Origin of the sequence: Pseudomonas citronellolis (assembly GCF_001586155.1) — a bacterium.
In the GTDB taxonomy this organism is placed as follows: domain Bacteria; phylum Pseudomonadota; class Gammaproteobacteria; order Pseudomonadales; family Pseudomonadaceae; genus Pseudomonas; species Pseudomonas citronellolis.
In genome coordinates this window covers 2,408,977-2,423,443 of record NZ_CP014158.1, presented here as the reverse complement: position 1 = coordinate 2,423,443, position 14,467 = coordinate 2,408,977, and the positions used below count along the sequence as shown (strand labels likewise).

Genomic DNA, 14,467 nt, shown 5'->3' with positions numbered 1-14,467 from the left:
CTTCAGCCCGGCAGGCCGAGCAGGCTCTTGGCCAGGATGTTGCGCTGGATTTCGTTGGTGCCGCCGTAGATGGTGGTGGGCCGCGACTGGATGAAGATGCCCGCCGGGTGCAGCTCTGGGTCGTCGGCCAGGGGTTGCAGCAGCGCCGAGTCGGGGCCGGCGATCTCCAGGCCCAGTTCGCTGATGCGCTGGTACAGCTCGGACTGGTGGACCTTCAGCATCGACACCTCCGGCCCCAGGCTCTCGCCGCGCCGCAGGCGCTCGGCGAAGTGCCCGTACAGCGCCTTGTGGCAGTCCAGGTCCATGCTCAGCGCGGCGAAGCGCTGGGCGAACGCCGGGTCATCCCACAGGCCCTGGCGCCGGGCCAGGCGCGCCAGGCGCTCGAAGGCGAAGGTGGCCTGCTTGGGCGAGCCGAGGAAGATGCGCTCGAAGCCCAGCAGCGCCTTGGCCATGCTCCAGCCCTGGTTGACCTCGCCCACCAGGTGGTCGGCCGGCACCCGCACGTCGTTGAAGAACACCTCGCAGAACTCGCCCTGCAGCTCCAGGTTGAGGATCGGCCGCACCTCGACGCCGGGGCTGTCCATCGGCACCAGCAGGAAGCTGATGCCCTGTTGCGGCTTGCCGCCGCGCTCGGTGCGCGCCAGCACGAAGATCCAGTTGGCCTCGCTGCCCATGGTGGTCCAGGTCTTCTGGCCGTTGATCCGCCAGTGGCCGCCCTCCAGCACTGCCTCGGTGCGCAGGCTGGCCAGGTCGGAGCCGGCGTTGGGCTCGCTGTAACCCTGGCACCAGATGTCCTCGCCGCTGAGGATGCGCGGCAGGAAGCGCTCGCGCTGGGCGTCGCTGCCGTAGCGGATCAGCAGCGGGCCGAGCATGGTGATGCCGCTGTCGGGCAGGCGCGCGCAGCCGTAGCCTTCCATTTCCTCGATCATGATCAGCTGCTTGCCGGCGGAGAGGCCCATGCCGCCGTAGCGCACCGGCCAGCCGGGGCACAGCCAGCCCTGGCGCGACAGCGCCTGGTACCACTCCCAGGTGTCGTCGCGGCCCAGGCGGTGGGCCGGGTTGCGGATGCGTTGCGGGTAGTTGGCGGCGATCCACTCGCGCACCATCAGGCGGAACTCGCCATCGCCCATGGCGTTGTAGTCGGTCATTTCAGTGCCCTCGGCTCATTGTCCGGTGAATGCGGGGGTGCGCTTGGCCAGGAAGGCCGCCTTGCCTTCGGCATGGTCGGCGCTGAGGAACAACTGGCTCTGCAGCTCGCCCTCGCGCTCCAGCAGCAGGTCGAGGCCGTCGGCGAGCAGGGCCTTGGTCATGGCCAGCGGCAACGGCGCCTGCTGCTCGACCAGGGCGGCGCGGGCCATAGCTGCGTCCAATGCGGCGCCGGGCGCGCAGAGCTGGTCCACCAGGCCGATGCGCAGCGCCTCCTCGGCTTCCAGCACCTGGCCGAACATCAGCACCTGTCGCGCACGGCCCACGCCGATGCGCGCCGGCAGGGTATGCAGCAGGCCGAGGTCGGCGAGCAGGCCGACCTTGCCGAAGCCGGCGGCGAAGCGCGCCGTGCCGCCGCACACCAGGCTGTCGCAGGCCAGCGCCACGGACAGCCCGGCGCCCACCGCCCAGCCTTCTATAGCGGCAATCAGCGGCTTGCCCATGCGCACCATCTGCCGCACCAGGGCGGCGTTGTCGTGCATGCGCGCGCGGCCGGCGCCGAGCCCGGCGACGTTCATGTCGCTGAGGTCGCCGCCGGCGCAGAACACTTCCGCGCTGCCGGTGATCACCACGCTGCGCACCTGCGCGTCGGCGTCGGCCTCGCGCAGGGCCTGCAGCAGTTCCTGGCGCAGCGCCGGGGCCAGCGCGTTGCGCCGCGCCGGGTTGTTGAAGCGCAGCAGGCGCACGCTGCCGTGCGTCTCTTGCAGCAGCATCTCGCTCATCAGGCCACCTCGCGTTGCAGCAGCGCGATGTAGCGCGCCTTGTGGAAGGCCAGCGAACCCTGGGCGTTGAGCAGCACCATGGCGCGGCGCAGGAACAGGCCGATGTCGGCCTCGTCGGTGAAGCCGATGCCGCCATGCAGTTGGATCGCCTGGCGGGTGACCAGCAGCGCGGCCTCGGCGGCGCGCACCTTGGCGGTGGACACCAGGCGCCGGACCTCGGCCAGCGGCGCCCGGGCGTCGATGGCGTCGGCGGCCTGGGCGACCACGGCGCGCGCCAGTTCGATCTGGATCTTCAGGTCGACCATGCGGTGCTGCAGGGCCTGGAAGCTGCCGATGGCGCGGCCGAACTGGCTGCGCACGCCGAGGTAGTCGCGGGTGCGCTCGAAGGCGGCGTCCATCAGCCCCACCAGGTAGGCCGCGCAAGCCAGCGCAGCTTCGTCCAGCGCGGCGGGCGGTGCCGCCAGCGCACGGGCCGGAGTGGAGTCGAAACGCAGGCGCGCCAGGTGGCCGCCGTCCTGGGTCGGCTCCTGGCTCAGGCGCAGTCCTTCGGCGCCGCGCTCCACCAGCGCCAGGCCGCCGTCGCAGGCCACCAGCCAGGCGTCGGCGGCGGCGCCCAGGGCGACATGGCCGACCTCGCCATGCAGCTTGCCGTCGCGCAGTTGCGGCAGCATGGCGCCTTCGTCGTAGGCGATGCCTGCCGGCAACACCAGTTTTTCACCGGCCAGCAGCGCTTCGCGCTCCGCGTCCGGCAGCAGCGGCGCCACCAGGCTCGCTTCGATCAGCGGTTCCGGCAGCAGGCCGCGCCCCAGTTCCTCCAGCAGCGCGGCGTATTCGGCCATGCCCAGGCCGCTGCCGCCCTGCGCTTCGTCCAGGCGCAGGCCCGGCCAGCCCATGGCGCAGACTTCGGCCCAGGCTGCGCGGTCCACGCCCGGCGCGCTGAAGCGCAGGCGGCGCACCCGGCCCAGGTCGCCGTCGGGCGGGACCAGGGAGGCGGCGCTGTCACGGATCATGCGCAAGCGCTCCTCACGCTCGCGGGCCAGTTCGGCGGTGTCGGTCATGTCGTCGTACTCGTGTCGGTGGAACGGCTCCCGGCCTCGGCGGCCCGGTACTTGAAGCTGCCCGAGGCGCTGGCGACCAGTTCGCCGTCCTCGTTGTGGATCTCGGCTGTGCAGAAGCACAGGTTGCGCGTGCGCCGCAGCACCCGGCCGACGGCGTTGAGCTCGCCGCGGGCGGTGCCCATGAAGTGCGTGGCCATGTCGATGGTGACCATCGAGCAGCCCGGCGAGCAGATGCGGATGGCGCCGGCCATGGCGGCGTCGAGCACGGTCATCAGCACCCCGCCGTGGAAGTGGCCGAGGTAGTTCATCAGCTCCGCGCGGTGCTTCAGGCGGATGCGCGCCAGCTCGCCCTCGGCCCAGCGTTCCAGGCCGATGAACTCCTGGAAGGTGAAGCGGCCGGTGGGAAACACCGTCGCGGGCTCGGCCAGGCTGGCCGCCATGGGTGAATCGTTCATCGCAAGGGGCTCCGTCATGGGCTCAGGCCTTCAGCGGCCGCGGCTCGGTGGCATCGGCGCGCATCGGGGCGACCGGCTCGACACTGGCATCGGCGTCGCTCGATGCGCGGTTCGGGTCGTACAGGCGGTCAGGGATGAACAGCGCCGGGATCAGGCCGGTGATCACGTAGGTGATGCCCATCACCAGGAAGCCGGCGCCGATGGAGATGTGCGAAGCGAGCAGGCCGATGGCCGCCGGCGCCACCGCCGCGCCGACGCGGCCGAGGTTGTAGGCGGTGCCCACCGCGGCGCCGCGCACCCGGGTGGAGAAGCTCTCGGTCATGTAGGTGGCCAGCACGCCCACCGGCACGCCGTAGATGAAGCCGAACAGGGTGAGGATCCAGACGATGTTGTCCGGCGTGTGCCAGAACACGATCAGCGGCATGAAGATGGCGCTGCCGATGGCGCCGGCGGCGAAGGTGGCGCGGCGGCCGAAGTAGTCCGAGGCGACCCCGGCGGCCACCTTGCCGAGGATCATCGCGGTGTAGGTGCCGACCATGTAGCCGGTCATGGACTTGAAGTTCATGCCCAGCTCGCTTTCCAGGTACGAGGGCATCCAGTTGTTGGTGCCGTAGTAGCCGAACAGCAGGAAGCACGAGGTCAGCGTCCACAGCAGGAACATGCGCCGCGTGCCCGCATCGGCCAGCAGGCCCTGCACGCCACCGCCGGCGGCGGGCGCGGCACGCACGCCGGCCGGCTGCTGGCGGCGCTGGGCGCGGGCCGCCAGCCACGACGGCGACTCCGGCACCCAGGGGCGCAGCGCCAGGCAGATCAGCGCCGGCGCCAGGGCGGTGAAGAACAGAGTGCGCCAGCCGAACTCGGGGATGATCTGCCCGGCGAGGATGGTCGCCACCAGGTAGCCCACGGTCCAGCCGGCCTGCATGGTCGCCAGGATGGTGGTGCGGTACTTGGTGGCGACGAACTCGGACATCAGGATGTTGCAGGCGACGAACAGCGAGCCCAGGCCCAGCGAGGACAGGAAGCGGATCAGCGCGAACTGCCAGTAGTTGTGGGTGAGCCCCAGCAGCGCGGTGCCGAGGGAGAAGATCACGATGGTCCAGGTCACCACCCGCACCCGGCCGAAGCGGTCGCAGCACCAGCCGCCGTAGATGCCGCCGATGGCCATGCCGGCCAGGGTGATGCTGCCCAGCGAGCCGGCCTCGAAGTTGCTCAGGCCGAACTCGGCCTTGAGGCTGTTCAGGCTGTAGGCGAGGAACATCAGGTCGACGCCGTCGGCGAGCAGCCCGAGGAAGCAGAAGAAGAAGGCGATGACCAGGGTCCGCCGGGGGAACCCGGCGTCCTGGGGAGGACTCATGGATGCGCTCATTGTTCTTGTTCTCGCAGGTTGGTTGAGGGGGTTGTCGCCATGCCGCCCGGCTCAGCTGTTCGCCTCCGGCGCCAGGCGCACGTGGCCGTTGTCCAGCACCACCCGATCACGCTCGACCACGCGGGTGCGGAAGGAGCCGTCGTTCCAGATTTCCGTGCGCAGGGTCTCGCCGGGGAACACCGGTGCGGAGAAGCGCACCTGCAACTGCCCGAAGCGTTCCGCGCGGTAATCGGCGAAGCCGCGCAGCAGCGCGTGGAAGGCCACGCCGAGGGTGCACAGGCCATGCAGGATTGGCCGGGGGAAGCCGCCGCGGGCCGCGGCCGCCGGGCTGGCGTGGATCGGGTTGTCGTCGCCGTTGAGGCGGTAGTACAGGGCCTGCTCCGGACGCGTCGGCAGGTCGATGGCCAGGTCCGGCGCGCGCTCGGGCAGGCGGTGCGGCTGACTAAGCGACTGGCTGTCGCCGCCGAAGCCGCCGTCGCCGCGCAGGAAGGTGGTGCCGCGGGCGATGGCCAGCGCCTCGCCGCTGGCGGCGTCGCTGAGCACCTTCTCGCTGTACAGCAGCGCGCCCTTGCCGGCGCCCTTGTCCACCAGGCCGGTGACGCGGGTGCGGCCGATCACCTCGCCTTCCGGTGGCAGCGGCTTGAGCCACTCCACGCTCTGCTCGCCATGCACCAGGCGCAGGGCGTCGACGCCGGTGTCCGGGTTGCCCAGCCAGAAGCCCGGGTGGCCCAGCACCACGGCCATGCAGGGCAGCGCCTGGAGATCGCGGTTGGCGTCGACGAAGGCCAGTTGGTGCTCGTCCATGGGATCGGCGCCCAGGCCCACCGACAGCGCGTAGAAGGCGCTGTCCTCGCGGCTGTAGCGCTGGCGCACCGCGGGGATGCGGTAGTTCAGCAGGTGCTCAGGATTCAGCGCCATCGGCCACCTCCTGCACTTCCAGCACCGCGTCGGCGGCCCAGGCGCCCTGCCCCTCGGGCATGGCGAACACCGGGTTGAGGTCCACCGAGCGCAGCCGCGGCCCGGCCTGGGCGGCAAACTGCGAGAGCCGCGAGAGCACCTGCGCCAGCGCCTTCACGTCGGTCACCGGGCGGCCGCGTGCGCCGAGCAACAACGGCGCGCCCTTGATGCTGCGGATCATCGCCTCGGCCTCCTCCGCGCCGAACGGGCAGCGGCGGAATACCACGTCCTTCAGCACTTCGACGAAGATGCCGCCCAGGCCGAATACCGCGACCGGACCGAACAGCGGGTCGCGCTGGATGCCCATGAAGCACTCCACGCCGCCCTGCAGCTGGCGCGCCACCAGCACGCCGTCGATGCGCGCCTGCGGGGCATGCTCGGCGGCACGTTGCAGCAGCAGGTCGAAGCCTTCGCGCACCGCCGCCGCGCTGTCCACGCCCAGCAACACGCCGCCGATCTCCGACTTGTGCAGGATGTCCGCCGAGGCGATCTTCAGCACCACCGGGAAGCCGATCTGCTCGGCGAAGGCGGCGGCCTCCCCGGCACTGACCAGCACCCGCTCCGGCGCCGACTCGATGCCGGCGCGGGCCAGCAAGTGTTTGGCCTCGGCCTCCCCCGGCGTGCGCGGCGGCAACTCCACGCCACCGACCGCCGGCACCTGGCGCAACGGCCGGGCGAAGGCTTCTCCGAGCCGGCCCATGGCCTGGATGGCGTGCACCGCGCGGGTCGGGTCCTCGAACAGGGCGAAGCCGGCCTTGCGGTAGGGTTCCAGCTCGTCGCCCTCGCCCATCACCGAGACCACGAACAGGCGGTCCGGGTGGTCGGCCTTGATCCGGCCGAACTGCTCGGCCAGCTTCGGGCCGATGGAGGCGACGGTGCCGGCCTGGGTGAAGAAGGCGATCAGCGACTTGTAGCCGCCGTCCACCACCATGGATTCGGTGAAATCGTGCACCAGGCTCAGGTCGTTCAGGGCCTGGGCGGTGCAGTCCACCGGATTGATCGGCGAGGCGAACGACAGCCGCTGCTTCAGCCGCGCCTGGGCCGCCTCGGGCATGGGCGGCATCGGCAGGCCGACGTCCTCGGCGGCATCGCTGACGATGATCCCTGCGCCGCCGCTGACGGTGATCATCCCCAGGCTGTTGGCCACCGGGTAGATGCGCTGGGTGGCGAGGTAGGCGATGTCGATCAGTTCCTCGGTATTGCGCGCGCGGACCACCGCGTAGTCGGCCAGCACCGCGTCCAGCACCTTGTCGTCGCCGGCCAGGGAAGCGGTGTGGGACATGGCCGCGCGGCCGCCCAGCTCGCTGCGCCCGACCTTGTGCAGGATCACCGGCTTGCCGGCGCGGTGGGCGGCCGCCAGGGCGGCGAGGAAGCTGTCGACGTTGCGGATGGATTCGGCGTAGGCCATCACCACGTCGACTTCCGGCGACTCCACCAGCCAGCCGATGGCGTCGCCCAGGGTGACGTCGGCCTCGTTGCCGGTGGCTACGCAGATCGGCGTGCCCAGCCCGCGCTGCCGCGCCAGGCCCAGCAGGTGCGCGCCGTAGGCGCCGGACTGGGTGGCGATGCCGACGCGCCCGGCCAGCGGAATGCCGCGCTCCAGGCTGGTGGAGAAGAAGGCGTAGTAGCCCAGGTTGGCGTTGAACACGCCCAGGGCGTTGGGGCCCAGCAGGCGCATGTTCGCCGCGCGGGCGGCCTCGACCATGGCTTCCTGCATCAGCACGCCCTCGCCGCCCACCTCGCTGAAGCCGGAGGAGAACACGATGGCGCTGCGCGCGCCCTTGCGGCCCAGGGCCTGGATGGTCTCCAGCACCTGCGGCGCCGGCAGCGCGACTATGGCCACGTCGGGCGCCTCGGGCAGCGCCTCGACGCTGGCGAAGGCCGGCAGGCCCTGGATTTCGCTGCGGTTGGGGTTCACCGGCAGGATGCGGCCGCCGAAGCCGTTGCGCAGCATGTAGGCGATGGGCCGGCCGCCGATGCGGTGCGGGTCGCTGGAGGCGCCGACCACGGCCACGGAACGCGGTTGCAGCAGGGGCGTGAGGCTGGCGAAGCACGAGGCGTTGCCAGGGTGTTGCGAGTGACTCACTGACATGGCTTTCCACCTGAACTGTTGACGGTTGCCGGAGCGTGCGTCCCGGCGCGAGGGCGAGCGCGTCCACGGCGGGCCGCCGAAGCGGCCACCGGTGGGGCGCCGAACCCGGGGGTTTCAGAGCACCGACTGGGTGCCGAGCAGGGCCGTGACCTGGCTGGACAGGGTGCCGCCGTTGCCGTGCAGCAGGGCGACGTCGGCCTTGCGCAACTGGCGCTCGCCGGCCTGGCGGCGCAACTGCGTCACCGCCTCGATGATCAGGAACATGCCGTACATGCCCGGATGCACGCAGGACAGCCCGCCGCCATTGGTATTCACCGCCAGCTCGCCGCCGGGGGCGATGCGCCCGCCCTCGACGAAGCGCCCGCCCTCGCCCTTCGGGCAGAAGCCGAGGTCTTCGAGGAACAGCAGGGTGTTGATGGTGAAGGCGTCGTAGAGCATCACCAGGTCGATGTCGGCGTGCGTCACCCCGGCCATCTGCATGGCACGCGGGCCGCTTTCACTGGCGGCGGTGACGGTGAGGTCGGGCATCGCCACGATGGAGCGGTGCCACTGCGCGCCGGCGGCGCCGAGGAAATACACCGGCGCGTTCGGCAGGTCGCGGGCACGCTCGGCGCGCACCAGCACGCAGGCGCCGCCGCCGTCGGTGACCAGGCAGCAGTCGGCCTTGCTCAGCGGGTCGCTGACCATGCGCGCGGCGAGCACCTCTTCGATGCTCAGCGGGCCGCGGGCGAAGGCCTCGGGGTTGAGGTTGGCCCAGCCCCGCGCGGCCACCGCCACCTCCGCCAGCTGCGCGCGGGTGGTGCCGTACTGGTGCATGTGGCGGCTGGCGGCCAGGGCGTAGGCGGTGATCGGGTGGCGCGGCTGGTAGGGCGTCTCGTGCCACTGCGGCTCGCTCATCGACACCAGCTTGCCGCCGGCGGTGCGCTGGTTGGAGCCGTAGCAGATCAGCGCCGCGTCGCACAGCCCGGCCTCCAGGGCCAGGGTGGCCTGCAGCAGGTGCAGCTCGAAACTGGAGCCGCCGATGTTGGTGCCGTCGACGAACTTCGGGCGGATGCCCAGGTATTCGCAGACCGACAGCGTCGGGAAGGCATGGGAACTGGTGGCGGCGAACACCGCGTCGATGTCGGACAGTTTCAGCCCGGCGTCGGCGATGGCCTTCACCGAGGCCTGGCCGAGCAGTTCGATGGCGCTGTGGCCGGGGGCCTCGCCGATGCCGGCGCTGCCGATGCCGACGATGGCGGTCTTGCCGCGCAGGACCTGGCTCATGGCTGCACCTGCGCAAGCGCGTCGAACACCACTACGGGGGTGCCTTCCTGCTCGACGATGCGCGCCTTCAGGCGGGTGCCGATGGGCACTTCGAGATGGCCCTCGACGCGCGACATCATGCGCACGCCTTCGTCCAGGTCGACCAGGGCGACGTTGTAGTCGCCGCCACGGGCGCGGTTCACGGTGATCGCGTAGAGGGTGCCCAGGCCGCTGGCCGGCATCCATTCCAGGTCCGTCTCGCCGCTGCCCGGCACCAGGTTGCGCGGGTAGAAGACGTAGCGCCCGGTGGCACGGCTGCGCTGCAGCATGAAGCGGCCCTGGGCCAGGAAGGCGAGGTATTGGGCCTCGGGGCCCGGAACGACGCACTCGGGGAGATCTGCCACGTAGGTCCTCCTTTATTCTTGTTCGACCTTTGCTGCAAAGTGCAGTGACGTGGACGCACCAACCGGCGACTTCAGGGCAGCGGTTGTGCGCTCCGTGAAGCCAGCATATATTCACTCCGCTGAATGTCAACCTGAATACTGAATATGAAAAACAACGAAACCGCACCGGAAGCCAGTACCAAGAGCGCCAGCACCAAGGATGTAGGGGCCGTGGTGAACGCCATTCAGATCCTCCGCCACCTGGCCCACGCCGAAGCCCCCGAAGGCGTGGCCGCCATCGCCCGTGCCACCGGCATCAGCCCGAGCAGCGCCTTCAACATCCTGCGCACGCTGCACAACGAGCAGTTGGCGTCGTTCGACAACGAGACCAAGACCTACCAGCTGGGCCTGGGCCTGTCGGAACTGGCGGTGAGCTTCATCGGCCGCAGCTACGCCGACCTGATCCAGCCGGAACTGGAGCGCCTGAGCCTGGCCCACCGGATACTCGTCGCCCTCTGGCAGGTCACGGACGATGCGCACATCCGCGTGATCGCCCGCTCCGAGCCGCAGATCGCCCACGTCAACGTGGCCATGGGCACGCGCCTGCCGGAACTGGTGGGCGCCGCCGGGCGCTGCATCGCCGGCCTGCGCCAACTGCCGGAGGACGAACTGCGCCGGCGCCTGTCGCGGGTGCGCTGGGAGAACCCGCCGGCCTTCGAGCAGTACCAGGCCGACGCCCACGAAGCCCTGGAACGCGGCTGGGCCATGGACCAGGACCACCTGTACCGCGGCGTGAGCATGGTCGCCAGCGCGGTCACCGACCGCGACCGGCAGCCGCGCTTCATCATCTCCGCCATTGGCATCAGCGCCCAACATCGCCGCGATGAACTGGAAAGCATCGGCAGCAGTTTGCGCGATACCGCCAGCTTCATTGGCCGTGCGCTCTTTCCCCAGGGCGGTGGCCGCAAGGCGTAGAGTCAGAATGCCATTCAGCATTGGGAAAGGCATTCGGCGAAAAGGACGAGGGGATTACGGTCGCGCGGCCGGAGGTCAATCGCGCGCAGGGCGCGCTCCTACAGGGGAATGGCGCGGGTGGCGCAGCGTAGGAGCGGATCTCATCCGCGAATCGCGCCGGAATCTCCGTCCGCGATGAAGCCGTATCGTTACTGCCGCACCAACCGGCGGTTGTCCGGCGCGATCTCACCGCTGCTGCGGTAGGGATTGATATCCAGCCCACCACGACGCACATAGCGCGCATAAACGGTCAGCCGGCTGGGCTGCAGCAGACGCTGCAGGTCGAGGAAAATGCGCTCCACGCACTGCTCATGGAAATCCTGATGCTGGCGGAAGGAAACCACGTAGGCCAGCAGGCTGGCGGGGTCGAGCGCCGGGCCGGCGTAGTCCACCACCAGGGTGCCCCAGTCCGGCTGGCCGGTGACCGGGCAGTTGGATTTCAGCAGGTGGCTGTAGAGCACCTCGTCCACCCGCCGGGCGTCGTCGCAGCGCAGCAGCTCCGGGCGCGGGTGGTCGTAGCCGTCCACGGCGATGTCGAGGTCGTCGATGCAGCGGCCAGGCAGCTTCGCCACGCCCTCCTCAGCCACTTCATCGAGACTGCGCAGGCGCACGCTCACCGGCGCGCCTGCGGCGGCGGACAGGTCGCGCTCCAGCACCGCCCGCAGCGCCTCGCGGCTGTCGAACGGGCTCTGGTTCAGCGAGTTGAGGTAGAGCTTGAAGGACTTCGACTCGATGATGTTCGGCGACTGCGCCGGGATGGCGAATTCGCCGATGGCCACCACTGGCTTGCCGCCGGGGGTCAGCCAGGACAGTTCGTAGCAGTTCCAGATGTCCACGCCGCGGTACGGCAGGTTGGCGCCGTCCAGGCCCAGCTCGGCCCACTTGGTGGCGCGCCTGATGGGGAACAGCAGCCCGGGCGCGTAGGTGGAGACATATTCGCTGGATTTGCCCAGCGGCGAGTGTTCGGCGGGATGCTGCATGCAATGGACCTGCGGAAATCGTGTCGGCGCCCGCCGGGGTGGCGGGCCGGGCAAGTGTATACAAATGCCCCGGTGGTTTCAGCAGGCGCGGGATGCCTTCGTGACGGCTGGCGGCCTTGGGGCGGATCGCGGACGGAGTCCGCTCCTTGCGCCAAGGTGCTCTTCGTAGGATGGGTTGAGCTTGCGAAACCCATGCGGTTGCGCTGATGGGTATCGCTTCGCTCAACGCCATCCTACGAAAAGCCGTGCTTCCCTGGAGGCGTAGGCGGATTCATCCGCGATTGCGTCGGCAAGGCCTGCGCTCAGGGCTCGACGGTCAGGCGGCCGACCATGCCGGCCTGGTAGTGGCCGGGGATGTTGCAGGCGAATTCCAGCTCGGCGGCCCGGGTGAAGGTCCAGGTCAGCTCGGCGGTCTTGCCCGGTTCCACCAGCACGCTGTTGGGGTCGTCGTGCTTCATCATCTTCGAATGGTCCATGCCGTGCCCCATGCCGGTGGGCGTGAGCATGCCCATCGCCTGCATGCGCTGCATTTCCTTCTGGTGCTCGGCGTGCATGGCGGCGTTGCCCAGGTTGAACTCGTGCAGCAGGCTGCCCTTGTTGTGGATGACGAAGCGCACCGTCTCGCCAGCCTTGACCTGCAGCGACTTGGGCTCGAAGTACATCTCGCCCAGGGTGACCTCGACGCTGCGGGTGGCCTGCGCGGCCGCGGCCGGCTTGCCGAAGTCGTACCCATGGCCGTGGCCGGCGTCGGCCAGGGCCGGCAGGGCGAAGGCGGCGGCGAGGCCGAGGATGGCGGCGTTGAACAGCTGGCGTGTACCCATGATGCGGACCTCTTGCAGATGATTGCCCCCATGTTGCCGCCGGCCACCTGCCGGTTGGCTGTCGGGAAGATTACAGTTGTGTCAGCTTGGCGGCGCCATCGGCAGCGCTGGATACAATGACCGGCATTCCCGCCACGGAGGCCATCCACCTTGAAACTGCTGATCGTCGAAGACGAACCCCGCATCGGCCAGTACCTGCGCCAGGGCCTGAGCGAGGCCGGCTACGCCGTGGACCTCTGCGGCGACGGCGCCGAGGGCGAACAGCTGGCGCTGTCCGGCGGCTACGATCTGGCGATCCTCGACGTCATGCTGCCCGGCCGCGATGGCTGGCAGATCCTCCAGGCCGTGCGCCAGGCCGGCCTGACCCTGCCGGTGCTGTTCCTCACCGCGCGCGACGCCGTGGAGGACCGCGTGCGCGGCCTGGAACAGGGCGCCGACGACTACCTGGTCAAGCCCTTCGCCTTCGTCGAGCTGCTGGCCCGCGTGCGCACCCTGCTGCGCCGCGGCGGCCAGCAGTTGCAGGAGACCGTGCTGCAACTGGCCGACCTGGAGCTGGACCTGCTGCGCCGCCGGGTGCAACGCGGCGGCCGGCGCATCGAGCTGACCGCCAAGGAGTTCGCCCTGCTGGAGCTGCTGCTGCGCCGCCATGGCGAGGTGCTGCCCAAGTCGCTGATCGCCTCCCAGGTGTGGGACATGAACTTCGACAGCGACACCAACGTCATCGAGGTGGCCATCCGCCGCCTGCGCGCCAAGGTCGACGACGACTTCCCGCAGCGCCTGATCCACACCGTGCGCGGCATGGGCTACGTGCTCGAAGAGCGCGCGCCGTGAGCGCCGCCGCGCGGATTTCGCTGGGCGTCCGCCTGAGCCTGCTGTTCGCCGCCTGCACCGCGGCCGTGTCGCTGATCGCCGGGGTGGTGTTCAGCCGCGCCAGCGAGGCGCACTTCGTCGAACTGGACCGCCAGGTGATGGCCGGCCGCCTGCCCTTCTTCCGCGAACTGCTCGGCCCGGTGCGCGATCCCGCCGGCCTGGCCACGCAACGCGGGACGCTGGAGTACGAACTGACGCGCCACCCGGACCTGGGCCTGCGCCTGGAGGGCGCCGACGGCCAGCGCTGGCTGGACGAGCCGCCGCGCATGAGCAGCGGCATGGAGGGCATGGGCGAGCCGCCCGCCTACCGCGAGATGCGCGTGCCGCTGGACCCGGCCGAGCCCGCCGGGCGCCAGCTGACCCTGGTGCTGGACATCACCCACCACCAGCACTTCCTCGGCCGCATGCAGCAGCTGATCTGGCTGACCATGGGCCTCTCCGCCCTGGCCACCGCACTGCTCGGCGCCTGGGCCACCCGCGCCAGCCTGCGTCCGCTGCGGCGCATGCGCGAGGTGGCGGCGCAGGTCTCGGCGCAGTCGCTGACCACCCGCCTGGACGCCAGCCGCCTGCCCGCCGAGCTGCGCGGCCTGGCCAGCGAGCTGAACGCCATGCTGGCGCGCCTGGAGGAAGCCTTCCAGCGCCTGTCGGCGTTCTCCGCGGACATCGCCCATGAACTGCGCACGCCGCTCACCGCGCTGCTGACGCAGACCCAGGTGGTGCTGTCGCGCCCGCGCGGCGAGGACGACTACCGCGAGGCGTTGCACGGCAACCTGGAGGAGCTGCAGCGGCTGACCGCCATGGTCAACGACATGCTGTTGCTGGCCAAGGCCGACCACGGCCTGCTGGCCCCCGGGCGCGACAGCCTGGACCTGGCCGCGGAAGTGGACGCCCTGCTGGAGTTCTACGCGCCGCTGGCCGAGGACCAGGGCGTCCACCTGGCGCGCGAGGGCCAGGCGCAGGTGCGCGGCGACCGCGGCATGCTGCGCCGGACGCTGGCCAACCTGCTGGACAACGCCCTGCGCTTCACCCCCGCGGGCGGCGCCGTCCGCGTGCGCCTGCGGCCCGGCCAGGTCAGCGTGGAGAACCAGGGCCCGGCGATCCCCGCCGAGCAACTGCCAAGGCTGTTCGACCGCTTCCACCACCGCGAGGCGGCCCAGCGCGAGGGCCAGGGCGTGCACGCCGGCCTCGGCCTGGCGATCTGCCGCTCCATCGTCCAGGCCCACGGCGGCCGCATCCGCGCCGAATCGGCAGACGGCTGGACACGCCTCATCATCGAATTACCGCCGGAAACGTAGGGC

General features: G+C 70.4%; 14 protein-coding genes. 3 read left to right on the top strand and 11 right to left on the bottom strand.

Translation table 11 applies throughout. The features are described 5' to 3' along the window. Positions 1-2 precede the first annotated feature (2 nt). From PcP3B5_RS10975 to PcP3B5_RS10935, 9 genes are all read right to left on the bottom strand, one after another. A complete protein-coding gene (locus tag PcP3B5_RS10975) occupies positions 3-1,148 on the bottom strand; it encodes an acyl-CoA dehydrogenase family protein (RefSeq protein ID WP_061561257.1) in 1,146 nt (381 codons plus the stop codon). 15 nt (positions 1,149-1,163) lie between these two features. Next, entirely contained in the window at positions 1,164-1,919 is a 756-nt protein-coding gene (locus tag PcP3B5_RS10970) for an enoyl-CoA hydratase/isomerase family protein (RefSeq protein WP_145923979.1), read from the bottom strand. 8 nt (positions 1,920-1,927) lie between these two features. Beyond that, positions 1,928-2,986 (bottom strand): acyl-CoA dehydrogenase family protein, encoded by a 1,059-nt coding sequence (locus PcP3B5_RS10965; protein WP_061561255.1) that lies wholly within the window; start codon positions 2,984-2,986, stop codon positions 1,928-1,930. After that, complete coding sequence (locus tag PcP3B5_RS10960; RefSeq protein WP_024128305.1) at positions 2,983-3,426, bottom strand: PaaI family thioesterase; 444 nt, start codon at positions 3,424-3,426, stop codon at positions 2,983-2,985. Before PcP3B5_RS10960 ends, PcP3B5_RS10965 begins: the two co-directional genes overlap by 4 nt. A 37-nt stretch (positions 3,427-3,463) precedes the next feature. Beyond that, positions 3,464-4,807: an MFS transporter gene (locus PcP3B5_RS10955; RefSeq protein ID WP_061561254.1), complete on the bottom strand. Its 1,344-nt coding sequence runs from the start codon at positions 4,805-4,807 to the stop codon at positions 3,464-3,466. 51 nt (positions 4,808-4,858) lie between these two features. Further along, complete coding sequence (locus PcP3B5_RS10950; RefSeq protein ID WP_061563239.1) at positions 4,859-5,725, bottom strand: MaoC/PaaZ C-terminal domain-containing protein; 867 nt, start codon at positions 5,723-5,725, stop codon at positions 4,859-4,861. After that, positions 5,709-7,856 carry an acetate--CoA ligase family protein gene (locus PcP3B5_RS10945; RefSeq protein ID WP_061561253.1) on the bottom strand — a complete coding sequence of 716 codons (2,148 nt, stop codon included), beginning with the start codon at positions 7,854-7,856 and terminating at the stop codon, positions 5,709-5,711. The genes PcP3B5_RS10950 and PcP3B5_RS10945 overlap by 17 nt, the downstream gene beginning before the upstream one ends. Positions 7,857-7,970: 114 nt before the next feature. Next, entirely contained in the window at positions 7,971-9,122 is a 1,152-nt protein-coding gene (locus PcP3B5_RS10940) for a thiolase (RefSeq protein ID WP_061561252.1), read from the bottom strand. Beyond that, the gene (locus tag PcP3B5_RS10935) at positions 9,119-9,505 is read right to left on the bottom strand and encodes a Zn-ribbon domain-containing OB-fold protein (protein WP_061561251.1); all 387 of its coding nucleotides are present in this window, start codon (positions 9,503-9,505) and stop codon (positions 9,119-9,121) included. The genes PcP3B5_RS10940 and PcP3B5_RS10935 overlap by 4 nt, the downstream gene beginning before the upstream one ends. 144 nt (positions 9,506-9,649) lie before the next feature. Between PcP3B5_RS10935 and PcP3B5_RS10930 the strand changes: the two genes are divergently transcribed. After that, complete coding sequence (locus PcP3B5_RS10930; RefSeq protein WP_061561250.1) at positions 9,650-10,459, top strand: IclR family transcriptional regulator; 810 nt, start codon at positions 9,650-9,652, stop codon at positions 10,457-10,459. A gap of 188 nt (positions 10,460-10,647) precedes the next feature. On the opposite strand, the gene queF is transcribed toward PcP3B5_RS10930, so the two are convergent. Next, on the bottom strand, positions 10,648-11,478 hold the full coding sequence (gene queF / locus PcP3B5_RS10925) for an NADPH-dependent 7-cyano-7-deazaguanine reductase QueF (RefSeq protein WP_061561249.1): 831 nt from the start codon (positions 11,476-11,478) through the stop codon (positions 10,648-10,650). 302 nt (positions 11,479-11,780) lie between these two features. Further along, positions 11,781-12,299 (bottom strand): copper-resistant cuproprotein CopI, encoded by a 519-nt coding sequence (gene copI / locus PcP3B5_RS10920; protein WP_061561248.1) that lies wholly within the window; start codon positions 12,297-12,299, stop codon positions 11,781-11,783. A 150-nt stretch (positions 12,300-12,449) separates the two neighbouring features. On the opposite strand from copI, the gene PcP3B5_RS10915 reads away from it, so the two are divergent. Together PcP3B5_RS10915 and PcP3B5_RS10910 are read left to right on the top strand one after the other, a co-directional pair. Beyond that, the gene (locus tag PcP3B5_RS10915) at positions 12,450-13,130 is read left to right on the top strand and encodes a heavy metal response regulator transcription factor (RefSeq protein WP_009619123.1); all 681 of its coding nucleotides are present in this window, start codon (positions 12,450-12,452) and stop codon (positions 13,128-13,130) included. Next, positions 13,127-14,464, top strand: a complete 1,338-nt coding sequence (locus PcP3B5_RS10910) for a heavy metal sensor histidine kinase (protein ID WP_061561247.1) — start codon at positions 13,127-13,129, stop codon at positions 14,462-14,464. Before PcP3B5_RS10915 ends, PcP3B5_RS10910 begins: the two co-directional genes overlap by 4 nt. The last annotated feature ends 3 nt before the right edge of the window (positions 14,465-14,467 follow it).